The sequence below is a fragment of the Streptomyces griseiscabiei genome (genome assembly GCF_020010925.1).
Classification (GTDB): domain Bacteria; phylum Actinomycetota; class Actinomycetes; order Streptomycetales; family Streptomycetaceae; genus Streptomyces; species Streptomyces griseiscabiei.
Genome location: NZ_JAGJBZ010000002.1, coordinates 3,031,226 through 3,056,661 on the forward strand (window position 1 = coordinate 3,031,226; position 25,436 = coordinate 3,056,661).

Genomic DNA, 25,436 nt, shown 5'->3' on the forward strand with positions numbered 1-25,436 from the left:
CTTGGGCGCTGCGGGGCTCCGCGCACTGCTGAGGACGGTCCGCTACGAGGTGCTGCCGGCGAGGGCCACCGAGGAGAAGGTCCTCGCCCATGTCCCGCGCGACGTCGTCGTCACCGTGACGGCGTCGCCGGTCAAGGGCCTGGAACCCACCCTCGACCTCGCCGGCCGGCTCGCCGCGCACGGCTACCGGGTCGTCCCGCACGTCCCCGCCCGGCTCCTGCGGGACGACCTGCACCTCAAGGAGGTCGCGGGCCGGCTGTGCGAGGCGGGCGTGGACGACGTGTTCGTCCCGGCGGGTGACGCCGACCCGCCGGCCGGATCGTACGACGGGGCGCTGCCGGTGCTGCGCCGGCTGAGCGAGCTGGGACGGCCGTTCACCCACGTCGGCGTCACCGGCTATCCCGAGAGCCATCCGCTCATCCACGACGACATCACCGTCCAGGCGATGTGGGACAAGCGCGAGCACGCCACGTACATCGTGAGCAACCTCTGCTTCGACCCGCGGGTGCTGGGGGACTGGCTCGCGCGGGTAAGCCGCCGGGGTGTGACCCTGCCGGTGCACGTGGGCGTCGCGGGGCCCGTGCAGCGGGCGAAGCTGCTGGCGATGGCGACGAGGATCGGGGTGGGGGAGTCGACCCGCTTCCTGACCAGGCACGCGTCGTGGTTCGTGCGTTTCGCGGCGCCCGGCGGCTACTCACCCGAGAAGCTGCTCACGCGCACGGAGAACGCCCTCACCGACCCCGTGTCCGGGGTGGCGGGGCTGCACCTGTTCACCTTCAACCAGATCGCGGAGACGGAGAGATGGCGGCGGTCCGTACTGGACCGGCTGGAGGGCTGAGCACGTCGCCGGACAGCGGAACGCCGAACGCCGGGACGGATGTGGACCCGTCCCGGCGTTCGGCTTCGTATACGGAGGAGCTTCCGCTCAGCGGAAGACGACCGTGCGGTTGCCCTCGACCATCACCCGGTTCTCGCTGTGCCACTTCACCGCGTGCGCGAGCACCTGGGCCTCCACGTCCCGGCCGACCGTGACCAGCTCGCCGGGGTCCAGCGAGTGGTCCACCCGGACCACGTCCTGCTCGATGATCTGGCCCTCGTCCAGGTCCGAGGTCACATAGTGCGCCGTCGCGCCGACCAGCTTCACACCGCGGTCGTAGGCCTGGTCGTAGGGGCGCGCGCCCTTGAAGCTGGGGAGGAAGGAGTGGTGGATGTTGATGGCGCGGCCGTCCAGCTCCTTGCACAGGTCGTCGGAGAGGATCTGCATGTAGCGGGCCAGGACGACCAGGTCGATGTCCAGCTCGCGGACGAGTTCGAGCAGCCGGGCCTCGGCCTCGGGCTTGGTGTCGCGGGTCACCGGCACGTGGTGGAAGGGGATGTCGTACGTCTCCGCGAGCTTCTCGAACTCCCGGTGGTTGGAGACGATCGCGGGGATCTCGATGTTGAGCGCGCCCGCCTGCCGGCGGAAGAGCAGGTCGTTCAGGCAGTGCCCGAACTTGGACACCATGATCAGGGTCCGGGTCGGTGTGGCGGCGTCGCTGAGGGACCACGAGATGCCGTAGGCCTGGGCGACGGGGCCGAAGCGGTACCGCAGTCCCTCCAGGTCGACGTTCGGGTCGGAGACGTCGAAGTGGACCCGCATGAAGAAGCGTCCCTGACGTCGGTCGTCGAACTGCTGGCTTTCCAGGATGTTTCCGGAGTTCCTGACGAGGAAGCCGCTCACGGCGTGAACCAGCCCGGCACTGTCGGGGCAGGAGAGGGTCAGGACGAACTCGCGGCCGGGTTGCGGTCGAGGGGACATGTGCGGGCCTCCGTCGGTGCGTATTGCACAACAAGGTGAGCGATACGCAACATGGTCGGCTCGGTGCGGCTTGTGGTCAAGGGTGGGCGGGTAAGTGATCACATGGTCAAATCGTCATCCGCCAACATCTTGACGTCCGTCTGACCAGCCGACAGGGTGTTCCATCACAAGCAATCGGGTGCACGATGCGCAACGAATTTCAGTCGGAAGGCTCGGCGCGTGGCAGACCTGTATGTGAATGGCGAATGGCGGGTTCCGGTGGCCGGCGGCCTCCGGGAGATCCGATGTCCCGCTGACGGCACGCTCACGGCGACCGTCTCGGAAGGAACGCGCCCCGACACCGAGGCGGCGATCGCCGCGGCCCGGGACGCCTTCGACACCGGCCCCTGGCCGGACACCCCCGAGCGGGAGCGCGGCGCCCTGCTGCTGCGCACCGCCGACATCATCGAGCGCGACACCAAGGCCTTCGCCCGCGCCGAGTCCCTCGACACCGGCAAGCGGGTCGTGGAGAGCGAGTACGACATCGCCGACGTCGTCTCCTGCTTCCGCTACTACGGCGGACTCGCGGGCACCGACGCCGGCCGGGTGATCGACACCGGCCGCGACGACGCCGTCAGCCGGGTCGTCTACGAGCCGGTCGGGGTGTGCGCGCTGATCACCCCCTGGAACTACCCCCTTCTGCAAGCCAGTTGGAAGGTCGCCCCGGCGCTCCTGGCCGGCAACACGATCGTCCTCAAGCCCAGCGAGCTGACCCCCTCCACCTCCGTCCTGCTGATGAGGGCGCTGGAGGAGGCCGGGCTGCCGGCCGGCGCGGCCAACCTGGTCCTGGGCGCCGGCCCCGAGGTGGGCGCCCCGCTCTCCGAGGACCCCCGCGTCGACCTGGTCTCCTTCACCGGCGGCCTGGACACCGGCCGGCGCATCATGGCCACCGCCGCCGCGACCGTGAAGAAGGTCGCCCTGGAGCTGGGCGGCAAGAACCCCAACGTCGTCTTCGCCGACGCCGACTTCGAGACGGCCGTGGACTTCGCCCTCACCGCCGTCTTCCTGCACTCGGGCCAGGTGTGCTCGGCCGGCGCCCGGCTGATCGTCGAGGACTCCCTGCACGACCGCTTCGTCGACGAGGTCGTCCGCCGCGCCCGGCTCATCCGGCTCGGCGGCCCCTACGACACCGAGGCCGAGACCGGGGCGCTGATCTCCGCGCAGCACCGGGACAAGGTCGAGGCGTACGTCGCCTCCGGCCTCGCCGAGGGCGCCGTGCTGCGCTGCGGCGGCGCCCGCCCCGACGACCCCGCGCTGGCGGACGGCCACTACTACCTGCCCACCGTCCTCGACGAGTGCCGGCAGGACATGCGGGTGGTGCACGAGGAGTCCTTCGGCCCCGTGCTCACCGTGGAACGCTTCACCGACGAGGACGACGCCGTACGGATCGCCAACGACACCGAGTACGGACTGGCCGGGGCCGTCTGGACGCAGGACGCGGGCAAGGCCCAGCGGGTCGCCCGGCGACTGCGCCACGGCACCGTGTGGATCAACGACTACCACCCCTATGTGCCGCAAGCGGAATGGGGCGGGTTCGGGCATTCGGGTGTGGGCCGGGAGCTGGGACCGACCGGCCTGAACGAGTACCGAGAGCCCAAACACATCTGGCAGAACATCCAACCCCGGCCGCAGCGCTGGTTTAGCGGCTGACGCCGAAAGAAGGTCGAACATGACCACGCAGACCGAGGTGCCGCAGCGGCGCGGCACGCCCCAGGACTCGGGTCCCACCCCGGTCATCTCCGTGCGCAGGCTGTGGAAGGTGTTCGGGCCCAAGGCCGACCGGGTGCCGGAGTCCGAGGAACTGTGCGGACTCACCCGCCGTGAACTGATGGACCGCACCGGCTGCACCGCCGCCGTGCGGGACGTGAACTTCGACGTCTCGCCCGGCGAGGTCTTCGTCGTCATGGGCCTGTCCGGCTCCGGCAAGTCCACCCTGGTGCGATGTCTGACCCGGCTGATCGAACCCACCGCGGGCGAGGTCGTCTTCGAGGGCGAGGACATCCGCCAGGCCGACGACAGACGCCTGCGCGAGCTGCGCCGCCGCAAGTTCTCCATGGTCTTCCAGCACTTCGGGCTGCTGCCCCACCGCCGGGTCGTCGACAACGTGGCCTTCGGGCTGGAGATCCGCGGCATGGGCCGGGCCGAGCGCGTCAGGCGGGCCCAGGAGGTCGTCGAGCTGGTCGGCCTCGCCGGTTACGAGAAGTCCTACCCCGACCAGCTCTCCGGCGGTATGCAGCAGCGCGTCGGGCTGGCCCGCGCGCTGGCCGGCGATCCGGACGTGCTCTTCTTCGACGAGCCGTTCTCGGCGCTGGACCCGTTGATCCGCCGCGACATGCAGAACGAGGTCATCCGGCTGCACCACGAGGTCGGCAAGACGATGGTCTTCATCACCCACGACCTCTCCGAGGCCCTCAAGCTGGGCGACCGCATCCTGATCATGCGCGACGGCAAGATGGTCCAGTGCGGCACCGGCGACGAACTGGTAGGGGCCCCGGCCGACGACTACGTGCGCGAGTTCGTCAAGGACGTCCCGCGCGGCGATGTGCTCACCCTGCGCTGGATCATGCGGCCGCCGGCGGACGGCGACGCCCTGGACGGCCCCGAGCTGGGACCGGACGTCGTGGTCAAGGAGGCCACCCGGGCGGTGCTCGCCGCCGACAAGCCGGTCAAGGTCGTGGAGAACGGCAAGCTGCTCGGCATCGTCGGCGACGAGGAGATCCTCGCCGTGGTCGCCGGGCAGGAAGGCGGCGCCTGATGACCGTCGTCGTGGAGAAGACCGAGCCGCCGGGGAGACCGGAGGAGACCCGCCCGGTCGAGGAGCCCGCCGCGGCCGCGGAGCCCCGGAGGATCAGCCGCTCCGTGGTGCTCGGCGCGATCGTGGTCGTCTGGCTGGTGCTGTTCGCGATCCTGCGCGGCAGGCAGACCCTCGCGCTCGGGGCGGCGGACCTGACCGATCTGCACCGGTGGTTCAACGAGGTCAACGACTCGATCGGCGCGAACCGCAACTCCAACCCGCTGTTCCTGTACTTCTTCAACGAGATCCGCCTGGTCATCGATTCCCTGGCGACCTTCGTGCAGGAGCTGATCTCCCAGCCCTCCGCCGGGCGGCCCCTTCCGCAGATCGGCTGGCTCGGCGTCGTCGGCATCGCGGGCTACGTCTCCTGGGCCTTCGGCAACTGGCGGGTCGCGCTGCTGGCGGTGGCCGGCTTCACCTTCCTCGGCCTGCAGGGCCTGTGGCAGGAGAGCATGGACACCCTGGCGCTCACCGTCTCCGCGGTCCTGGTGGCGCTGCTGTTCGGGATCCCGCTGGGTGTGTGGGCGGGGCTGTCCGACCGGGTCAACCGGATCGCCACGCCCCTGCTGGACTTCATGCAGACGATGCCGACCTTCGTCTACCTGGCCCCGCTGACCCTGTTCTTCCTCATCGGCGGAGCCTCCGCCACCATCGCCACGGTGGTCTACGCGGCGCCGCCGGCGATCCGGATCACCGCGCACGCCATCCGGACCGTGCCGGAGACGACGGTGGAGGCGGCCGACTCGCTCGGGGCGACGCGTGGGCAGGCCCTGATGAAGGTCCTGCTGCCGATGTCCAAGCGGACGGTGGTGATGGGCGTCAACCAGACCATCATGGCCGCCCTGGCCATGGTGACCATCGCGGCCCTGATCGACGCTCCCGGCCTCGGCAAGACCGTCGTCCAGGCGCTGCAGTCGCTCGACGTGGGCACGGCCTTCAACGCGGGCCTGTCCATCGTCGTCATGGCGATCGTCCTCGACCGGGTCACGACCGCGGCCAGCGCCCGCGAGGAGGAGGCCCGGCGCTCGAAGAACCGGTTCCTGGCCTGGCGGCGGCCCCTGCTGGGGGCGGGCGCGGTGGTCACGGCCGTCCTGGTCTTCATGTCGCACACCTATGTGTGGGCGGCGGAGTTCCCCGGCGAGGGCGGTCTCGGCAGCTCCATCGCGAGCGCGGCGGACACCACGACGACCTGGGTCCAGGACAACCTCTCGGGCGTCACCAACACCGTCCGCGACCTCATCACCAACGGGCTGCTCAACCCGTTCCAGTCGCTGCTCACCGACTCACCGTGGTGGCTGGTCGGCGCGGTGCTGATCGCGCTCGGCGTCGTCCTCGGCGGCCGCCGTGCCGGAATCACCACGGCGGTGTGCGTGGGGCTCCTGGTCGCCACCGGTATGTGGTCGGACAGCATGACGACGCTGGCCTCGACCGTGGTGGCCACCATCCTCGTGATGCTGCTCGGCATCGGCTTCGGCGTCTGGATGGGCCGCAGCCGGCTGGTGGACCGCATGCTGCGGCCGAGCCTGGACGCGGCACAGGTCATGCCGCCGTTCGTCTATCTGGTGCCGTTCCTCGCGCTCTTCGGCGCGACCCGTTTCACGGCGATCGTCGCCGCGATCGTCTACGCGGCCCCCGTCGCCATGAAGATCATCGCGGACGGGGTGCGGAACGTGCCCGCGACCACCGTGGAGGCGGCCACCTCCGCCGGGTGCAACACCTGGCAGATCATCACCAAGGTCCAGCTGCCGATGGCGCGCGGTGCCCTGACTCTCGCCACGAACCAGGGTCTGATCTATGTGCTGTCGATGGTTGTGGTGGGCGGCCTGGTAGGTGCCGGCGCCCTCGGCTACGACGTCGTGGCCGGTTTCTCGCAGGGCCAACTGTTCGGGAAGGGGCTCGCCGCAGGGCTCGCCATCGTCCTTCTCGGAGTCATGTTCGACCGCATCACTCAGGCCGCGGCGCGGCGAACCAGCGCATAAGGAGCAACTGACCATGTCAAGGCAAGCAAGACGATGGAGAGTCGGCGCGGCCGGCATAGCGGTCCTCGGTCTCACCCTCACCGCCTGTGGCGGTGCGAAGGTCGGTGACGAGTCCTCCGGTACGAGCGGCTCGGGCGGCTCCGCCAAGTGCGGCACCTTCAACCTCGCGGTCAACCCGTGGGTCGGCTACGAGGCCAACGCGGCGGTCATCGCCTACGTCGCGGAGAACGACCTCGGCTGCAAGGTCACCAAGAAGGACCTGAAGGAGGAGATCGCCTGGCAGGGCTTCGGGACCGGTGAGGTGGACGCGGTCGTCGAGAACTGGGGCCACGACGACCTGAAGAAGAAGTACATCACCGACCAGAAGACCGCCGTGGACGCCGGCGCGACCGGCAACGAGGGCCTGATCGGCTGGTACGTACCGCCGTGGCTGGCCAAGGCGCACCCGGACATCACGGACTGGAAGAACCTCGACAAGTACGCGGCGAAGTTCAAGACCTCCGAGTCCGGCGGCAAGGGCCAGCTCCTCGACGGCGACCCGTCGTTCGTCACCAACGACGAGGCGCTGGTGAAGAACCTGAAGCTGGACTACAAGGTCGTGTACGCGGGCAGCGAGACCGCGCTCATCCAGACCTTCCGCAAGGCGGAGAAGAACAAGGAATGGGTGATCGGCTACTTCTACGAGCCCCAGTGGTTCATGTCCGAGGTGCCGCTGGTGAAGGTCAAGCTGCCCGACTACAAGGCGGGCTGTGACGCCGACGCCGAGAAGATCGCCTGCGACTACCCCGTCTACACGCTGGACAAGATCGTCGCCAAGAAGTTCGCCGACTCGGGCAGCCCCGCCTACGACCTGGTGAAGAACTTCAGCTGGACCAACGACGACCAGAACATCGTGGCCAAGTACATCGCCGTGGACAAGATGACCCCCGAGGCCGCGGCGAAGAAGTGGGTCGACGCCAACCGCGTCAAGGTGGACGCCTGGCTGAAGTAGGGGCGAGGACCGGACGCGGGAATCCGGTCGGATCATGCCCGGTGGGCGGCGCGCGCCACACGCGCCGCCCACCGGGCATCGCCGTGTCCGGGCCCGTTCCCCGGCTGCTTCTCCGGCCCGTTTTCCGAGGTCCCGGGAACCCTTGACACCCACCAGTGCGGAGGGCACATTGAGTTGCGCAACCTGAACCGCGTTGCGTAAACAGCAACTCGATCGGCTCGGCTGATCAACAGACCGGAGGTGCGGCGATGGCGGGACCCCGAGTGGTCATCATCGGAGCGGGAGTCGTGGGAGCGGCTCTCGCGGACGAGATCTCCGCGCGAGGCTGGACCGAGGTGACCGTGGTCGACCAGGGCCCGCTTCCCGCCACCGGGGGCTCCACCTCGCACGCCCCGGGCCTGGTCTTCCAGACGAACTCCTCCAGGACGATGACCGAGCTGGCCCGGTACACCGTCGAGAAGTTCTGCTCCCTCGACGTGGACGGCAAGCCCTGCTTCCTCCAGGTCGGCGGCCTCGAAGTGGCCACCACCCCCGAGCGCCTGACCGAACTGCGCCGCCGCCACGGCTGGATCACCGCCTGGGGCATCGAGGCCCGGCTGCTCACCGCGGACGAATGCCTCGCACAGCACCCGCTGGTCAACCCCGACAAGGTCCTCGGCGGCCTGCTGGTCCCCACCGACGGCCTCGCCAAGGCCGTCCTCGCCGTCGAGGCGCAGATCCGCCGGGCCACCGAGCGCGGCGTGACCTTCCTGCCGCGCCACGAGGTCCTCGACGTCCTGAAGGCCGACGGCGAGATCACCGGCGTCCTCACCGACCAGGGCGAGATCCCCGCCGACATCGTCGTGTGCTGCGCCGGCATCTGGGGCCCGAAGATCGCCCGCATGGCCGGCATGAACCTCCCGCTGACCCCGCTCGCCCACCAGCTCGCCTGGACCGGGCCGATCCCGGCCCTCGCCGGTCAGACCGAGGAGGCGGTCCGGCCGATCCTGCGCCACCAGGACGCCGACCTCTACTACCGCGACCGCTTCGACGGCATCGGCATCGGCTACTACGGCCACCGCCCGATGCCCATCACCGCCGACGAGATCCTCTCCGTCGACGAGGCCGACGACATGCCGTCGGTCCTGAAGTTCACCGAGGACGACTTCGCCGACGCCTGGACCGAGACCCAGTCGCTGCTGCCCGCCACCAAGGAGGCGGACATCGCGGAGGGCATCAACGGCCTGTTCTCCTTCACCACCGACAACTTCCCGCTGCTCGGCGAGTCGCCGGACGTCAAGGGCTTCTGGGTCGCCGAGGCGGTCTGGGTCACCCACTCCGCCGGAGTCGGCCGGGCCATGGCCGAATGGCTGGTCGACGGCTACTGCTCCTCCTTCGACCTGCACGAGTGCGACGTCAACCGCTTCGAGCCGCACCAGCTCTCCCCGGAGTACGTCCTGGCCCGCGACTGCCAGAACTTCGTCGAGGTCTACGACATCCTCCACCCCCTCCAGCCGTCCGGGGACCCCCGCCCGATCCGCACCAGCCCCTTCCACACCCGGCAGAAGGAGCACGGCGCCTTCTTCCTGGAGGCCAACGGCTGGGAGCGCCCGCAGTGGTACGAGGCCAACTCCGGCCTCGTCGAGGGCCGCTCCATCCCCACCCCGGGCGACTGGGCCGCGCGGTACTGGTCCCCGATCGTCGGCGCCGAGGCCCAGGCCACCCGCGAGACCGTCGCGATGTACGACATGACGGCCCTCAAGCGCCTGGAGGTGAGCGGCCCCGGCGCCGCCGACCTCCTGGAGCGCCTGTGCACCGGCAAGGTCGCCAAGTCCGTCGGCTCGGTCACCTACACCCTCTTCCTCGACCACGACGGCGGCATCCGCAGCGACGTCACCGTCGCCCGGCTCGCCCGCGACACCTTCCAGATCGGCGCCAACGGCAACCTCGACCTGGACTGGATCAGCCGCCACCTCCCCGCCGACGGCACCGTCCAGGTCCGCGACATCACCCCCGGCACCTGCTGCGTCGGACTGTGGGGCCCCCTGGCCCGCAAGGTCCTCCAGCCCCTCACCGACGCCGACTTCAGCAACGACGGCCTGAAGTACTTCCGCGCCAAGCACGCCTACATCGGCTCGGTACCCGTCACCGCGATGCGCCTGAGCTACGTCGGCGAACTCGGCTGGGAGATCTACACCACCGCCGACCAGGGCCAGAAGCTCTGGGACACCCTGTGGGAGGCGGCGAAGCCCCTCGGCGGCGTCATCGCCGGCCGCGGCGCCTTCAACAGCCTCCGCCTGGAGAAGGGCTACCGCTCCTTCGGCACCGACATGACCTACGAGCACGACCCCTACGAAGCCGGCGTCGGCTTCGCCGTCAAGCTCGACAAGGACGACTTCATCGGCAAGGACGCGCTGCTGCGCCGCAAGGAGAACGTCCGGCGCAAGCTGACCTGCCTCGTCATCGACGACCCCCGGTCGGTCGTCCTCGGCAAGGAACCCGTCCTCGACGGCGACCGGCCGGTCGGCTACGTCACCAGCGCCTCCTACGGCTACACCATCGGCAAGGGCATCGCCTACGCCTGGCTCCCCACGGAACTCACGGCCCCCGGGACCGTGCTGCACATCGGCTACTTCGACCAGCGCGTCGAGGCCGTCGTCACCGAGGAGCCCCTGTTCGACCCCACCATGTCCCGCCTGCGTGGCTGACACCCGGCCACGACCGACGAGGGAAGGAACACCGCCGGTGAACGCACAGTTGCTCGACGGCAAGGCGACCGCCGCCGACATCCGCCGCGAACTCACGGAGCGCGTGGCCAAGTTGACCGCCACCGGCGCCCGCCCGCCGGGCCTCGGGACCGTCCTGGTCGGCGAGGACCCCGGCAGCCACGCCTATGTCGCCGGGAAGCACCGCGACTGCGCCCAGGTCGGCATCGCCTCCATCCGCCGCGACCTGCCCGCCGACGCCACCCAGCAGCAGGTCGAGGACGTCATCGACGAGCTGAACGCCGACCCGGCCTGCACCGGCTACATCGTCCAGCTCCCGCTGCCCCGCCACCTCGACGCCAACGCCGTACTGGAACGCATGGACCCGGCCAAGGACGCCGACGGACTGCACCCCGTCAACCTCGGCCGGCTCACCCTCGGCGTCGACGCCCCGCTGCCCTGCACCCCGCGCGGCATCGTCGAACTCCTGCGCCGCCACGACGTGCCGCTCGCCGGCGCCCGGGTCTGCGTGGTCGGCCGGGGCATCACGGTCGGCCGTCCCATCGGCCTGCTGCTCACCCGCCGCTCCGAGAACGCCACCGTCACCCTGTGCCACACCGGCACCAAGGGCCTCGCCTGGCACACCCGGGAGGCCGACATCGTCATCGCGGCCGCCGGTTCACCCGGACTGATCACCAAGGACATGCTGCGCACCGGCGCGGCCGTCCTGGACGTCGGCATCACCCGCACCGACCAGGGCCTGGTCGGCGACATCCACCCGGACGCCGCCCAGGTCGCCGGCTGGATCGCGCCGATGCCCGGCGGAGTGGGCCCCATGACCCGCGCGATGTTGCTGGCCAACGTCGTCGAGGCCGCCGAGAGGAACGCCACCGCCGTATGAACGCGCACGTCCCCCAGGATCCGCAGCATCCGCACCTCTCAGCCGAGGGAGACGCCCGATGAGCCCCCGCACCCCCGGTGCCGACCTCCCCGAGCACCCCGAGTGGCTGTGGCGGGACCCCGAGCCGAAGAAGTCGTACGACGTGGTGATCGTCGGCGGCGGCGGACACGGCCTGGCCACCGCCCACTATCTGGCGAGGAACCACGGCATCACCGATGTCGCGGTGCTGGAGAAGGGCTGGCTCGGCGGCGGCAACATGGCCCGCAACACCACGATCATCCGCTCCAACTACCTGTGGGACGAGAGCGCCGGCATCTACGAGCACGCCCTCAAGCTCTGGGAGGGACTGGAGGAGGAACTCGACTACCCGATCCTCTTCTCCCAGCGCGGTGTGCTGAACCTCGCGCACAGCCTCCAGGACGTCCGCGACAGCGTGCGCCGGGTGGAGGCCAACCGCCTCAACGGCGTGGACGCCGAGTGGCTCGACGCCGACGGCGTCAAGGACGTCTGCCCGATCGTCAACATCTCGCAGGACGTGCGCTACCCGGTCCTCGGCGCCACCTACCAGCCGCGCGCGGGCATCGCCAAGCACGACCACGTGGCCTGGGGCCTGGCCCGCTCCGCCGACGCGGCCGGCATCGACATCATCCAGAACTGCGAGGTCACCGGCCTCGACGTGGTCGACAACCGCGTCGTCGCAGTCCGCACCACCCGGGGCCGTATCGCGGCCGGCAAGGTCGCGCTCTGCTCGGCCGGCCACACCTCGGTCCTCGCCGCCATGGCGGGCATCGAACTCCCCGTCCAGTCCCATCCGTTGCAGGCACTCGTCTCCGAACTCCTGGAGCCGGTGCACCCCACGGTCGTGATGTCCAACGCCGTCCATGTGTACGTCAGCCAGGCACACAAGGGCGAGCTGGTGATGGGCGCGGGCATCGACGCGTACAACTCGTACACCCAGCGCGGCGCCTTCCACATCATCGAGGAGCAGATGGCCGCGGCCCTGGAGCTCTTCCCGGTCTTCGCCCGCGCCCACGTCCTGCGCACCTGGGGCGGCATCGTCGACGTCAGCCCCGACGCCTCGCCCATCGTCGGGCTCAGTCCCGTCGACAACCTCTACCTCAACTGCGGCTGGGGCACGGGCGGCTTCAAGGCGACCCCGGGCGTCGGCTGGGTCTACGCCCACACCATCGCCCACGACACCCCGCACGCCCTCAACGCCCCCTTCTCGCTCGACCGTTTCACCACCGGCGCGCTCGTCGACGAGCACGGCGCGGCCGCGGTGGCCCACTAGGGAGCCCCACACATGCTGCTCATCACCTGCCCGTGGTGCGGGCCCCGCGACGAGGCCGAGTTCCACTACGGCGGCCAGGCCCACGTGGCCTACCCCGAGACCCCCTCGGCCCTCACCGACGAGGAGTGGGCCCGCTACCTCTTCTTCCGCGACAACACCAAGGGCCCCTTCGCCGAGCGCTGGAGCCACGCGGCGGGCTGCCGCCGCTGGTTCAACGCGATCCGCGACACCTCCACGAACGAGATCCTGTCGGTGTACCGCGCGGGCGAGGAACGCCCCCCGACCCCGGAGCCGAGCCCGGTCACGTCGCAGCCGCGTCCGGCACCACCAGCCCGTCCGGCGTTCGAGGACGAGGCCGTTCAGGCCGAAGGGGGGTCCGGGGGCGCAGCCCCCGGGGATGGGACGGGTAGGGGCGGCGGGGGCGGGACAACCCAACCGTTCCGCCACCCCACCCGAGGCCGCGTCGACCGCGACACGACCCTCACGTTCACCTTCGACGGCACCGAGTACCAGGGCCACCGGGGCGACACCCTCGCCTCCGCCCTCCTCGCCAACGGCGTGATCCACGCGGGCACCAGCATCAAACTCGGCCGCCCCCGAGGCATCTTCTCCGCCGGAGTCGAAGAGCCCAACGCGGTCATCCAGATCGAGGAACCCTTCCCCGAGCCGATGCTCCCCGCGACCACCGTCGAGCTGTACGACGGCCTGGTCGCCACCAGCCTCCCCGGCCAGGGCCGCCTCGCCACCGACCCCGACCCGGCCCGCTACGACGCCGTACACGCCCACTGCGACCTCCTGGTCGTCGGCGCGGGCCCGGCCGGCCTCGCGGCAGCCGCCGCGGCGGCGAACAGCGGAGCCCGCGTCATCCTCGCCGACGACCAGCCCGAACCCGGCGGCAGCCTCCTCGGCACCGCCGAACACCTCGACTGGGTGGGCGAGACGGCAGGCCTGCTCGACGCCGCCCCCGAGGTCCGCGTCCTGCGCCGCACCACCGTCTTCGGTTACTACGACGACAACCACCTCCTCGCCGTCGAGCGCCGCACCAACCACCTCGGCGGCGCGGCCCCCGAGAACATCTCCCGGGAACGCGTCTGGCGCATCCGCGCCCGCCGCGTCGTCCTCGCCACCGGCGCCCACGAACGCTCCCTGGCCTTCGCGGACAACGACCGCCCCGGCGTGATGCTGGCCTCCTCGGCCCGCACCCACGTCAACCGCCACGGCGCCCTGCCCGGCCGCCACGCGGTCGTGTTCACCACCAACGACAGCGCCTACGCGGCGGCCCTGGACCTCGCCTCGGCCGGTCTGGACATCGCGGCGATCGTCGACACCCGTCCCGAGCCGGGGGAGTGGGCCGAGCGCGCCACGGCCGCCGGCATCGAGGTCCTGGCCGGGCACGCCGTCACCGGCACGTCGGGCGAGCCCCGTCTCACCGCCGTGACCGTCGCCCCGTACGGCGAGTCCGCAGGCCAGCGGGAGTGCGCCGCCGACCTGCTGCTCGTCTCCGGCGGCTGGAACCCGGCCGCGCACCTGTTCAGCCAGTCCGGCGGCAAGCTGCGCCACGACGAGACACTGGGCTCCTTCGTGCCCGACACCGGCCGCCAGGCCGTCGAGGTCGTGGGCAGCGCGAGCGGTCTCCTCGACACCGCCGGTGTCCTCGCCCAGGGCGCCGCCGCCGGTGCCCGCGCGATCGAGGCCGAGGGGTACACGTCCGAGGCACCCCGTCTGCCCGCCGTGCCGGCGCGGCCGCGGCCGACCCCGGTGATGCAGGTGTACGTCGTCCCGGGCGAGACGGACGCCCCCAGGTTCGTCGACCTCCAGCGCGACGTCACGGTGGCCGACCTGGCCCGCGCGACCGGCGCCGGACTGCGCTCGGTGGAGCACACCAAGCGCTACACGACGGCCGGTACCGCCAACGACCAGGGCAAGACCTCCGGCGTGCTGGCGAGCGGGGTCGTCGCCGAACTGCTCGGCGTGGACGTCTCGTCCCTCGGCACCACCACCTTCCGCCCGCCGTACACCCCGGTCTCCTTCGCCGCCCTCGCGGGCCGTGACCGGGGTGTGCTGAGCGACCCGGTCCGTACGACCGCCCTGCACGAGTGGCACGTCGGGCACGGCGCGCTGTTCGAGAACGTCGGCCAGTGGAAGCGCCCCTGGTACTACCCGCGGGACGGCGAGGACATGGAGAGCGCCGTGCTCCGCGAGTGCGCCGCGACCCGTGAGGGCGTGGGCTTCATGGACGCCTCCACCCTCGGCAAGATCGACGTCCAGGGCCCGGACGCCGGTGTCTTCCTCGACCTGCTCTACACCAACATGATGAGCACCCTGAAGGTCGGCATGATCCGCTACGGCGTCATGTGCCGCCCCGACGGCATGGTCTTCGACGACGGCACGGTCATCCGGGTCGAGCGGGACCGCTACCTGGTCACCACGACGACCGGCAACGCGGCCACCGTGCTCGACTGGATGGAGGAGTGGCTCCAGACGGAGTGGCCCGAACTCAAGGTCCACTGCACCTCCGTGACCGAGCAGTGGGCCACGGTCGCCCTGGTCGGTCCGAGGTCCCGCGAGGTGATCGGCTCCCTCGCACCGCAACTCGCCGTCGCCAACGAGGACTTCCCGTTCATGGCCTGGCGCGAGACCACCGTCGCGGGCATCGACGCCCGGGTCTGCCGGATCAGCTTCTCCGGCGAACTCGCCTACGAGATCAACGTGTCGCCGTGGGAGGCCCTGACGCTCTGGGAGGCGCTGTACGAGGCCGGCGCCCCGTACGGCATCACCCCGTACGGCACCGAGACCATGCACGTCCTGCGCGCCGAGAAGGGCTACCCGATCATCGGCCAGGACACCGACGGCACCGTCACCCCGCAGGACCTCGGCATGAGCTGGGTCGTCTCCAAGAAGAAGTCGGACTTCGTCGGCAAGCGGTCCTACACCCGCCCCGACACCGTCCGGCCCGACCGCAAGCACCTGGTCGGCCTCCTCCCCGAGGACCCGGGCGACTTCCTCCCCGAGGGCACCCACCTGGTCGCCGACGGCGTGCTGCCGCCCCCGCCCGTCCCGATGCTCGGCCACGTCACCTCCAGCTACCGCAGCGCCGCCCTCGGCCGGACCTTCGCGCTCGCCCTGGTCAAGGGCGGCCGGGACCGCATCGGCGAGCGGCTGTACGCCCCCGTGGGCGACCGACTGGTCCCCGTGACCGTCGCGAGCCCCGTCCTCTACGACCCCGAGGGAGCCCGCCGCGATGGCTGACACCGCCCTGACCGCCCGGCCCCGCAGCCCCCTGTCCGGGGCCGCCGACCGGCTCGCCGCGGCCACCCGTGACTCCGGGGGCACGATCCGGCTGGCCGAACTCCCCTTCCTGACCCAGCTCGACGTACGTCTGGACGCCAAGGGCGCGGCGGCGGACGCCGTCGGTCTCGCGTTGGGCCTCCCGCTGCCGCTGGAGCCCGACACCGTCGCCCGCGCGGGGGAGTTGACCGCGCTGTGGCTCGGCCCCGACGAGTGGCTGCTCGTGGGGCCGCCGGGCGGCGAGCGCGAACTGGAGAGCCGGATCCGGGAGGCCGCCGGAGAGGAGCCGGTCTCCGTCACCGACGTGTCCGCGCAGCGCACCACGGTCCTCGTCGCGGGCACGGGTGCCCGCGACCTGCTGGCCCACGGCTGCGCGCTGGACCTGCACCCCAGGGCCTTCGGTTCCGGGCGCTGCGCCCAGACCACCCTGGCCCGCACCCAGGTCGTCCTGGTCGCGCGGGAGGGACTCGGCGCCGGTTTCTGGATCCTGGTGCGTTCCTCGTTCGCCGGCTATCTGGCGGACTGGCTGCTCGACGCGGCGACGGAGTACGTCTGAGTCATGCGAGCCCCTGTCAGCGCGTCGAAGGCCGGTCACCGGTGACCGTCACGGCCCACGACCACGCCCCGCCGCCGTACCCGGGCACCCCGGACCCGCATCCGCACGGGCTGCCGAGGCCCGGACGGGCGCTGGTCATGGGCGTCGTGAACGTCACGCCGGACTCGTTCTCCGACGGCGAGCTGTCGTTCGCCGCCGACGCGGCCGTGGCACGTGGCCGCGCCCTGCTGGAGCAGGGCGCGGACATCGTGGACGTGGGCGGCGAGTCGACGCGTCCCGGCGCGGTGCGCCCATCGGTCGAGGAGGAGCTGCGACGGGTGCTGCCCGTCGTCCGGGACCTCTCGGCGGCGGGCGCGGTCGTCAGTGTCGACACCATGCGGGCCGAGGTCGCCGCCCGCGCGCTGGACGCGGGCGCACGGCTGGTCAACGACGTGTCGGGAGGCCTCGCCGACCCCGCGATGCTGCCCCTGATGGCCCGGGCGGGTGTGCCGTACGTGCTGATGCACTGGCGTGGACACTCCGCCGGGATGCAGGCGAACGCCGTCTACGGCGATGTGGTCGACGACGTGCTCCGGGAGCTGCGGCTGAGGATCGACGCGGCCCTGGAGGCGGGCGTGCCCGCCGGTTCGCTGATCGTCGACCCCGGGCTGGGCTTCGCCAAGGAGGCCTCCCACAACTGGGAGTTGCTGGGCCGGCTCGGGGAGGTGCGCGCGCTGGGCCGTCCCGTCCTGGTCGGCGCGTCCCGCAAGGCGTTCCTGGGGCGGCTGCTGGCGGACCCGGCGACGGGGGAACCGCGCCCGGCGCGCGAGCGCGACGCCGCGACCACCGCCGTGTCCGTGCTCGCCGCCGCACAGGGCGCCTGGTGTCTGCGGGTGCACGACGTCGCCTCGACGCTGGACGCGGTACGGGTGACGGCCCGTTGGGGCGCCGAGGCGGCGATGGCGGCGCGGTCGCCGCTGGGTGGGTCGCCTCTCGTGGGCGGTCAGCCCAGATAGCCCATCCTGCGGCTGATCTCGTCGGCGCCGCGCGTCAGCACCGGCACGAGTGCGTGGATGCGTTCCTCGGTGAAGCGGTAGGCCGGGCCGGAGGCGCTGAGCGCGGCGATGACCTCGCCCTCGCGAGAGCGGATCGGGGCCGCCATGGCGTGCAGGCCGATCTCCAGCTCCTCCAGCGTCACCGCGTACCCGCGCTCGCGCGCCTCGCTGAGAGCCTTCTCCAGCTGCGTCCCGGCCGTCAGCGTGTGCGGTGTCAGTCTGCGCAGTCCGGACGCCTCCAGCACCTCGGCCCGCCGCCGCTCCGAGAGATGGGCCAGCAGGATCTTGCCGCTGGACGTGGCGTGCACGGGGGTGAGCTGGCCGACCCAGTTGTGGGTGCCGACCGCGCCCGGGCCGCGCACCTGATGGAGGTTGACCGCGTAGTGCTCCTGGAGCACGGCGATGTTGACGGTCTCGCCGATCTCCTCGCTGAGCCGCTCGCAGACCTGCCGGCCCTGCTGGGTGATGTCCAGCCGGCCCGTGACGGCGCCGGCGAGCCGTACGATGCCGAAGCCGAGGCGGTACTTGCCCCGGTCGGCCGACTGCTCGACCAGTCCGCGTGCCTCCAGCGCCCCGAGCAGCCGGAACGCGGTCGACTTGTGGACGTCGATCTCGGCGGCGACCTCGCTGACACCGGCCTCGCCGCGCCGGGCGAGGATCTCCAGCACGCTGACGGCGCGGTCGACCGACTGCACACCGTTCACCGCGGGACCCGTTGTTGCGCCCTCTGCCGCGTAGTTGCTCATGGTGCAACTATACGCAGCCGCCCCGACGGTTCCGAGGGGTTCGAGGAGTGCGGTGACCCTGGCCGGAACCGGTCGCCCGCATGCTCGCACGGCCCCTCCCGTCCGGGGAAGGGGGAGGCGTCGAGGCGAAGCGGACAAGTCGGCGCGACCAACCTCTTGACAGTGGGTGCCCCCAAGGAGACAGTTTGGTCGTCGTTGCTCATAGCGAAGATGGTTGCGCTATATGGAACGCAGTGGTCTGCGGCCCGGCCACGGTCCCGTCCCGGCCCGGTGCAGTGAAGTCCCTCCCCCACTCCCTCCCTTCCTCCCCTTCCTCGACGAGGAGATCGACCGTGACACACGAGGTACGCGCCGTCGTCGCCCGCAAGAAGGGCGCCCCGGTCTCGGTGGAGACCGTCCTGGTGCCGGACCCCGGCCCCGGTGAGGCGCTGGTACGGGTGCAGGCCTGCGGTGTCTGCCACACCGACCTGCACTACCGGGAGGGCGGCATCAACGACGAGTTCCCCTTCCTGCTCGGCCACGAGGCGGCGGGCGTGGTGGAGTCGGTCGGCGAGGGCGTCACCGACGTCGCTCCCGGCGACTTCGTCGTCCTCAACTGGCGCGCCGTCTGCGGCACCTGCCGTGCCTGCCGCCGTGGCAGGCCCTGGTACTGCTTCGCCACCCACAACGCCACCCAGCCGATGACCCTGGCTGGGGGCACCTCCCGGACGAAGTCTGGGGGAGGCACCCCGCTCTCCCCGGCCCTCGGCATCGGCGCCTTCGCCGAGAAGACCCTGGTCGCCGCCGGACAGTGCACCAAGGTCGACTCCATGGCCTCACCGGCCGCCGCCGGGCTTCTCGGCTGCGGTGTGATGGCCGGGTTCGGTGCCGCGGTCAACACCGGGGGCGTGGGACGCGGTGACTCCATCGCGGTGATCGGCTGCGGCGGCGTGGGCATGGCCGCGATCGCGGGTGCCAAGGTCGCCGGAGCGGGCCGCATCATCGCCGTCGACGTCGACGAGCGGAAGCTGAAGTGGGCGGAGCGGTTCGGCGCCACCGACACCGTCGACTCCTCGCAGGCCGACGCCGTCGAGGCGATCCGCGAGCTGACCGGCGGCTTCGGCGCCGATGTCGTCGTGGACGCGGTCGGCCGCCCCGAGACCTTCCGGCAGGCCTTCTACGCCCGCGACCTGGCCGGCACCGCCGTCCTCGTGGGAGTCCCCACACCCGAGCTGAAGCTCGAACTGCCGCTGCTGGACGTCTTCGGCCGCGGCGGCTCCCTCAAGTCCTCCTGGTACGGCGACTGCCTGCCCTCCCGCGACTTCCCCGCCCTGATCGACCTCTACCTTCAGGGCCGCTTCGACCTGGGCGAGTTCGTCACCGAGACCATCGGCCTGGACGACGTCGAGGCCGCGTTCGCCAAGATGCACCACGGCGACGTCCTGCGTTCGGTGGTGGTCCTGTGACCGCCCGCATCGAGTGCCTCGTCACCTCCGGCACCTTCGAACTGGACGGCGGCAGCTGGGAGGTCGACAACAACGTCTGGCTGGTCGGCGACGACGAGGAGGTCCTCGTCGTCGACGCGGCCCATGACGCGGACGCCATCGCCGCCGCCGTCGGCGACCGCCGTCTGGTCGCCGTCGTGTGCACCCACGCCCACAACGACCACGTCAACGCCGCCCCGGCCCTGGCCGCCCGTCATGGCGCGCCCATCCTGCTCCACCCGGACGACACCGTCCTGTGGAAGATGGCGCACGGCGAGGAGGCGCCCGCCTTCCGCCCGCTCGTCGCGGGCGAGACCCTCACGGTCGCCGGCGTCGGGCTGACGGTGCTGCACACCCCCGGCCACTCGCCCGGCGCGGTCTGCCTCCACGCACCCGAGCTGAACGCCCTGTTCTCCGGCGACACGCTCTTCCAGGGCGGCCCCGGGGCCACCGGCCGCTCCTTCTCGGACTTCGGCACCATCATCGTCTCCCTCCGGGACCGGCTGCTGACGCTGCCCGCCGGCACCACCGTCCACACCGGTCACGGCGACACCACCACGATCGGGGCCGAGGCGCCCCACCTCGACGAGTGGATCGCCCGCGGCCACTGAACCGCCCGCCACCGCCTCCCGACATTTTCCGAAGGTGACTCGATGACCCTCACGAATCTGCCGCCCAGCCTGATCCCCACGCTGTCCGGCGAGTACTACACGGACCCCGGAGTCTTCGCCCAGGAGCAGGAGCGGGTCTTCGAGGCCATGTGGTTCTGTGTGACCCGCGCCTCCGAACTGGCCAAACCCGGCGCCTTCCGCACCTGTCAGGTCGGACGTGAGAGCGTTCTCGTCTCCCGCTCCCGTGACGGCTCGATCAAGGCCTTCCTCAACATCTGCCGGCACCGCGGCGCCAAGCTCTGCCTGGAGGAGTCCGGCGAGGTCAAGCGGGCCTTCCAGTGTCCGTACCACGCCTGGACCTACGGCCTGGACGGCAAGCTGGTCGCCGCGCCCAACCTGACCTCGATGCCGGACATCGACCGGACCGAGTACGGCCTGGTCAACGTCCATGTGCGGGAGTGGCTCGGCTATGTGTGGGTGTGCCTGGCCGACGAGCCGCCGTCCTTCGAGGCCGACATACTGGGCGCGATCGTCGAGCGGCTCGGCGACCTGGAGTCGATCGAGCGCTACGACATCGACAACCTGCGGCTGGGGCGCCGGATCACGTACGACGTGAAGGCGAACTGGAAGCTCATCATCGAGAACTTCATGGAGTGCTACCACTGCGCCACGATCCATCCGGAACTGACCGAGGTGCTGCCGGAGTTCGCGGACGGGTACGCCGCGCAGTACTACGTGGGGCACGGCGCCGAGTTCGGTGAGGAGGTGCGGGGTTTTACCGTGGACGGTTCCGAGGGGCTGGACCGTATCCCGGGTGTCGCCGAGGACCAGGACCGCCGGTACTACGCGATCACCGTCCGGCCGCAGGTGTTCATCAACCTCGTGCCCGACCATGTGATCTTCCACCGGATGTACCCGATGGCCGCCGACCGCACGGTCGTCGAGTGCGACTGGCTCTATCTGCCGCACGTCGTCGAGAGCGGCAAGGACGTGGAGCGTTCGGTGGAACTGTTCCACCGGGTGAACCAGCAGGACTTCGACGCCTGTGAGCGCACCCAGCCGGCGATGAGCTCGAAGGCCTACGCCAAGGGCGGTGTGCTGGTGCCCAGCGAGCACCACATCGGTGAGTTCCACACCTGGCTGCAGAACAAGCTCGACGTGGGACCCACGCACTGACCGGAGCCCGGCCCCTTGACACCTCAGAAATCCATCGAAACCATGTTGCACATGACGCGTGTCGTTGTGCGATGTGAGACATCCTCTCGTCTGGAGCCCGCATGAGGAGCATCACCGTCGTCGGAGCGTCGCTGGCGGGCCTGAGCACGGTCCGCGCGCTGCGCGCGGAGGGCTACGACGGCGAGATCGTCGTCGTGGGGGAGGAGCGCCACGCTCCCTACGACCGTCCGCCGCTGTCCAAGGACTTCCTCAAGGGTGACCTCGACGCCGAAGCACTCGCCCTCGGCGACGCCGACGAGTACGACGACCTGGATGTGCACTGGCTCCTCGGGGAACGGGCGGTGCGCCTCGACCCCGCCGCCCGGACCGTCACCCTGGCCGGGGGCCGGCAGGTGCGCACCCATGGCGTGGTCGTCGCCACCGGCGCGAGCCCGCGCACCCTCCCCGGCTCCGACGGACTGGCCGGTGTCCACACCCTGCGCACCCTGGACGACGCCCAGGCCCTGCGGTCCGAGCTGCTGACCGGCCTGCCCAGGCTGGTCGTCATCGGCGCCGGTTTCATCGGCGCCGAGGTGGCCTCCACCGCCCACCGGCTCGGACTGCACGTCACCGTCGTCGAGGCGGCCGAGGTGCCGCTGGAGCGCCAACTGGGCCGCGAGATGGGCCTGGTCTGCTCCTCCCTGCACACCGACCACGGCGTCGACCTGCTGTGCGGCACCGGCGTGGCCGAACTCCTCGGCGAGGACCGCGTCACCGGTGTCCGGCTGGCGGACGGACGGGTGCTGCCCGCCGACGTCGTCGTGGTCGGTGTGGGAGTACGGCCCAACACCGACTGGCTCGCCGGCTCCGGAGTGCTGGTGGACGACGGCGTGGTGTGCGACACCGGCTGCGCGACCACCGTCGCGGGCGTCGTCGCCGTCGGCGACGTGGCCCGCTGCCCCCACCCGTTCACCGGACGGCACGCCCGCGTCGAACACTGGAGCAACGCCACCGAGCAGGCGAGGACCGCGGCCCGCACGCTGCTGACCGGCGTGCCCGCGCCCGCCCCGCTCACCGCCCCGTACTTCTGGTCCGACCAGTACCGCACGCGCATCCAGCTGGCCGGGTACGTCCCCCCGGGCGCCGTGCCCGAGGTCGTCGAGGGCGATCCGGACAGCCGTACCTTCACGGCCGTCTACCGCCACCAGGGCGACCCGGTGGCCGTGCTCTCCCTCAACCAGCCGAAGTTCTTCAACCGGCTCCGCCGCACCCTCGTCCCCGTGGCCGCAGTCGCCGTGTCCTGAGCCTTCTGCTCGTGAGCGTCCCGCCCTCGCCTCCTCCCTCCGGAACCCGCACAGGAGACCGCCGATGACCCTGTTCAACCAGTCCCTGCACGAGCTCGACCCGGAGGTCGCCGCGGCCCTCGACGCCGAGCTGGACCGTCAGCAGTCGACCCTGGAGATGATCGCCTCCGAGAACTTCGCCCCGGTCGGGGTGATGGAGGCGCAGGGTTCGGTCCTGACCAACAAGTACGCCGAGGGCTACCCGGGCCGCCGCTACTACGGCGGCTGCGAGCACGTCGACGTCACCGAGCAGATCGCCATCGACCGGGTGAAGGAGCTGTTCGGCGCCGAGTACGCCAACGTCCAGCCGCACTCGGGCGCCTCCGCCAACCAGGCCGCCCTGTTCGCGCTGGCCCAGCCCGGCGACACCATCCTCGGGCTGGACCTCGCCCACGGCGGTCACCTCACCCACGGGATGCGGCTGAACTTCTCCGGCAAGCAGTTCAACGTCGTGGCCTATCACGTGGACGACGCCGGACTCGTCGACATGGCCGAGGTCGAGCGCCTGGCCCGGGAGCACCGGCCGAAGGTGATCATCGCGGGCTGGTCGGCGTACCCGCGGCAGCTGGACTTCGCGGAGTTCCGGCGGATCGCCGACGAGGCCGGCGCGTATCTGTGGGTGGACATGGCGCACTTCGCCGGCCTGGTCGCGGCCGGCCTGCACCCCAACCCGGTGCCGTACGCCGACGTGGTCACCTCCACCACCCACAAGACGCTCGGCGGACCGCGCGGCGGCATCATCCTCGCGAAGAAGGACTTCGCGAAGAAGCTCAACTCCTCCGTGTTCCCCGGCTTCCAGGGCGGCCCGCTGGAGCATGTCATCGCGGCGAAGGCGGTGTCCTTCAAGGTCGCGGCGAGCGAGGAGTTCAGGGAGCGCCAGCGGCGCACGGTCGACGGCGCCCGCATCCTCGCCGAGCGGCTGACCGCCCCCGACGCCCGCGAGGCCGGGGTCGACGTGCTCTCCGGCGGCACCGACGTGCACCTGATCCTGGTCGACCTGCGCAACTCCGACCTGGACGGCCGGCAGGCCGAGGACCGCCTCCACGAGGTCGGCATCACCGTCAACCGCAACGCCGTCCCCGACGACCCCCGCCCGCCGATGGTGACCTCCGGACTGCGCATCGGCACCCCCGCCCTGGCCACCCGCGGCTTCACCGCCGAGGACTTCACCGAGGTCGCCGACGTCATCGCCGAGGCACTCAAGCCGTCCTACGACACGGAAGCACTGAAGACCCGCGTCAAGGCCCTCGCCGACAAACACCCGCTGTACCCGGGCCTGTAACCGACAACCTCCCGCACGGGGGCGTGCCGTCACCGATCGGCACGTCCTCTCCAACTCCACGGAGCGTGGCGTGGCAATCAGTGTCTTCGACCTGTTCTCCATCGGCATCGGCCCGTCCAGCTCGCACACCGTGGGCCCGATGCGCGCCGCCGGGATGTTCGTCAGGCGGCTGAAGCAGGACGGAGCGCTGGCCCAGACCGCCGCCGTGCGGGCGGAGTTGTTCGGTTCCCTCGGCGCCACCGGCCACGGCCACGGCACCCCCAAGGCGGTACTGCTCGGCCTGGAGGGCAATGAGCCGCACACGGTCGACGTCGCCCAGGCCGACCTGGACGTCGAGCGGATCCACGCGACCGGGCGCATGCGTCTCCTCGGCGCCGAGATCGGCCCCGCCCACGAGATCGCCCTCGACCCCTCGAACGACCTGGTCCTGCACCGCAGGCGGTCACTGCCGTACCACGCCAACGGCATGATCCTCTTCGCGTACGACGCCGATGGTGTGCCGTTGCTGGAGAAGACGTACTACTCGGTCGGCGGCGGCTTCGTGGTCGACGAGGAGGCCGCCGGCGCGGACCGGATCAAGCTCGACGACACCGTGCTGCCCCACCCGTTCAGCACGGGTGACGAACTGCTGCGGCTCACCCGGGAGACCGGCCTGTCCATCTCCGCGCTGATGCTGGAGAACGAGAAGGCCTGGCGCACCGAGGCGGAGATCCGCACGGGCCTCCTGGAGATCTGGCACGTCATGGAGGCCTGCATCGCACGTGGCCTGGGCCGCGAGGGCATCCTCCCCGGCGGTCTGAGGGTCCGGCGCCGGGCCGCCGCTGCCGCCCGCGCGCTGCGCAGCGAGGGCGATCCGCTGGCCCGCGCCATGGAGTGGATCACCCTCTACGCGATGGCCGTGAACGAGGAGAACGCCGCCGGGGGCCGTGTCGTCACCGCGCCGACGAACGGGGCGGCCGGGATCATCCCCGCCGTCCTCCACTACTTCCTGGAGTTCGTGCCGGGCGCCGACGACGAAGGCATCGTGCGGTTCCTGCTCGCGGCCGGCGCCATCGGCATGCTCTTCAAGGAGAACGCCTCCATCTCCGGCGCCGAGGTCGGCTGCCAGGGCGAGGTCGGCTCCGCCTGCTCCATGGCCGCCGGCGGCCTCGCCGAAGTCCTCGGCGGAAGCCCCGAACAGGTCGAGAACGCCGCCGAGATCGGCATGGAGCACAACCTCGGCCTCACCTGCGACCCCGTCGGCGGCCTCGTCCAGATCCCCTGCATCGAACGCAACGGCATGGCCGCGGTGAAGGCCGTCACCGCCGCCCGTATGGCGATGCGCGGCGACGGCCGTCACCATGTCTCCCTCGACAAGGTCATCAAGACCATGAAGGAGACCGGCGCCGACATGAAGGTCAAGTACAAGGAGACCGCCCGCGGCGGGCTCGCCGTCAACGTCATCGAGTGCTGAGCGCGGAACCGCGTGCTGGGCGCGGGCC

Annotated in this window: 19 protein-coding genes; 17 read left to right on the forward strand and 2 right to left on the reverse strand. The window is 71.1% G+C overall.

The window, feature by feature from the left end; genetic code table 11:
• The first annotated feature begins 1 nt into the window (after position 1).
• Positions 2-838, forward strand: coding sequence for a methylenetetrahydrofolate reductase (locus J8M51_RS30430; protein ID WP_086753116.1), 837 nt, complete (start codon positions 2-4; stop codon positions 836-838).
• 87 nt (positions 839-925) lie between these two features.
• On the opposite strand, the gene purU is transcribed toward J8M51_RS30430, so the two are convergent.
• On the reverse strand, positions 926-1,798 hold the full coding sequence (gene purU, locus J8M51_RS30435; RefSeq protein WP_086753119.1) for a formyltetrahydrofolate deformylase: 873 nt from the start codon (positions 1,796-1,798) through the stop codon (positions 926-928).
• Positions 1,799-2,017: 219 nt separating this feature from the next.
• Between purU and J8M51_RS30440 the strand changes: the two genes are divergently transcribed.
• The 10 genes from J8M51_RS30440 (at position 2,018) to folP (ending at position 17,316) form a co-directional block, all read left to right on the forward strand.
• The gene (locus J8M51_RS30440; protein WP_086753121.1) at positions 2,018-3,487 is read left to right on the forward strand and encodes an aldehyde dehydrogenase family protein; all 1,470 of its coding nucleotides are present in this window, start codon (positions 2,018-2,020) and stop codon (positions 3,485-3,487) included.
• Between the two features lie 19 nt (positions 3,488-3,506).
• Positions 3,507-4,592: a quaternary amine ABC transporter ATP-binding protein gene (locus J8M51_RS30445; protein WP_086753122.1), complete on the forward strand. Its 1,086-nt coding sequence runs from the start codon at positions 3,507-3,509 to the stop codon at positions 4,590-4,592.
• A complete protein-coding gene (locus J8M51_RS30450; protein ID WP_086753124.1) occupies positions 4,592-6,610 on the forward strand; it encodes an ABC transporter permease in 2,019 nt (672 codons plus the stop codon). The genes J8M51_RS30445 and J8M51_RS30450 overlap by 1 nt, the downstream gene beginning before the upstream one ends.
• A gap of 13 nt (positions 6,611-6,623) precedes the next feature.
• The gene (locus tag J8M51_RS30455) at positions 6,624-7,601 is read left to right on the forward strand and encodes an ABC transporter substrate-binding protein (RefSeq protein ID WP_086753126.1); all 978 of its coding nucleotides are present in this window, start codon (positions 6,624-6,626) and stop codon (positions 7,599-7,601) included.
• Positions 7,602-7,849: 248 nt separating this feature from the next.
• Positions 7,850-10,288 (forward strand): GcvT family protein, encoded by a 2,439-nt coding sequence (locus J8M51_RS30460; RefSeq protein ID WP_086753128.1) that lies wholly within the window; start codon positions 7,850-7,852, stop codon positions 10,286-10,288.
• A 37-nt stretch (positions 10,289-10,325) separates the two neighbouring features.
• A complete protein-coding gene (locus J8M51_RS30465; protein WP_086753130.1) occupies positions 10,326-11,186 on the forward strand; it encodes a bifunctional methylenetetrahydrofolate dehydrogenase/methenyltetrahydrofolate cyclohydrolase in 861 nt (286 codons plus the stop codon).
• Between the two features lie 58 nt (positions 11,187-11,244).
• The gene (locus J8M51_RS30470; protein WP_086753132.1) at positions 11,245-12,477 is read left to right on the forward strand and encodes a sarcosine oxidase subunit beta family protein; all 1,233 of its coding nucleotides are present in this window, start codon (positions 11,245-11,247) and stop codon (positions 12,475-12,477) included.
• Positions 12,478-12,489: 12 nt separating this feature from the next.
• Positions 12,490-15,726 (forward strand): sarcosine oxidase subunit delta family protein, encoded by a 3,237-nt coding sequence (locus tag J8M51_RS30475; protein ID WP_267299601.1) that lies wholly within the window; start codon positions 12,490-12,492, stop codon positions 15,724-15,726.
• Complete coding sequence (locus tag J8M51_RS30480; RefSeq protein WP_216587951.1) at positions 15,719-16,321, forward strand: sarcosine oxidase subunit gamma; 603 nt, start codon at positions 15,719-15,721, stop codon at positions 16,319-16,321. Before J8M51_RS30475 ends, J8M51_RS30480 begins: the two co-directional genes overlap by 8 nt.
• Before the next feature lie 41 nt (positions 16,322-16,362).
• The gene (gene folP / locus J8M51_RS30485; protein ID WP_256964071.1) at positions 16,363-17,316 is read left to right on the forward strand and encodes a dihydropteroate synthase; all 954 of its coding nucleotides are present in this window, start codon (positions 16,363-16,365) and stop codon (positions 17,314-17,316) included.
• Here the strand turns inward: folP and J8M51_RS30490 are convergent.
• Positions 17,304-18,101: an IclR family transcriptional regulator gene (locus tag J8M51_RS30490; protein ID WP_086753134.1), complete on the reverse strand. Its 798-nt coding sequence runs from the start codon at positions 18,099-18,101 to the stop codon at positions 17,304-17,306. The two genes, folP and J8M51_RS30490, sit on opposite strands and share 13 nt — an antisense overlap.
• A gap of 332 nt (positions 18,102-18,433) precedes the next feature.
• Between J8M51_RS30490 and J8M51_RS30495 the strand changes: the two genes are divergently transcribed.
• The 6 genes from J8M51_RS30495 to J8M51_RS30520 all read left to right on the forward strand — a co-directional run bounded on the left by J8M51_RS30495 (position 18,434) and on the right by J8M51_RS30520 (position 25,408).
• Complete coding sequence (locus J8M51_RS30495; protein WP_086753136.1) at positions 18,434-19,546, forward strand: S-(hydroxymethyl)mycothiol dehydrogenase; 1,113 nt, start codon at positions 18,434-18,436, stop codon at positions 19,544-19,546.
• Complete coding sequence (locus J8M51_RS30500; RefSeq protein WP_086753138.1) at positions 19,543-20,175, forward strand: MBL fold metallo-hydrolase; 633 nt, start codon at positions 19,543-19,545, stop codon at positions 20,173-20,175. Before J8M51_RS30495 ends, J8M51_RS30500 begins: the two co-directional genes overlap by 4 nt.
• 42 nt (positions 20,176-20,217) lie before the next feature.
• Positions 20,218-21,351 (forward strand): aromatic ring-hydroxylating oxygenase subunit alpha, encoded by a 1,134-nt coding sequence (locus tag J8M51_RS30505; RefSeq protein WP_086753140.1) that lies wholly within the window; start codon positions 20,218-20,220, stop codon positions 21,349-21,351.
• 101 nt (positions 21,352-21,452) lie between these two features.
• Positions 21,453-22,634, forward strand: a complete 1,182-nt coding sequence (locus J8M51_RS30510; protein ID WP_086753142.1) for an NAD(P)/FAD-dependent oxidoreductase — start codon at positions 21,453-21,455, stop codon at positions 22,632-22,634.
• Between the two features lie 64 nt (positions 22,635-22,698).
• Positions 22,699-23,955: a serine hydroxymethyltransferase gene (glyA, locus tag J8M51_RS30515; RefSeq protein WP_267299602.1), complete on the forward strand. Its 1,257-nt coding sequence runs from the start codon at positions 22,699-22,701 to the stop codon at positions 23,953-23,955.
• Between the two features lie 70 nt (positions 23,956-24,025).
• Positions 24,026-25,408 (forward strand): L-serine ammonia-lyase, encoded by a 1,383-nt coding sequence (locus J8M51_RS30520; protein ID WP_086753146.1) that lies wholly within the window; start codon positions 24,026-24,028, stop codon positions 25,406-25,408.
• The last annotated feature ends 28 nt before the right edge of the window (positions 25,409-25,436 follow it).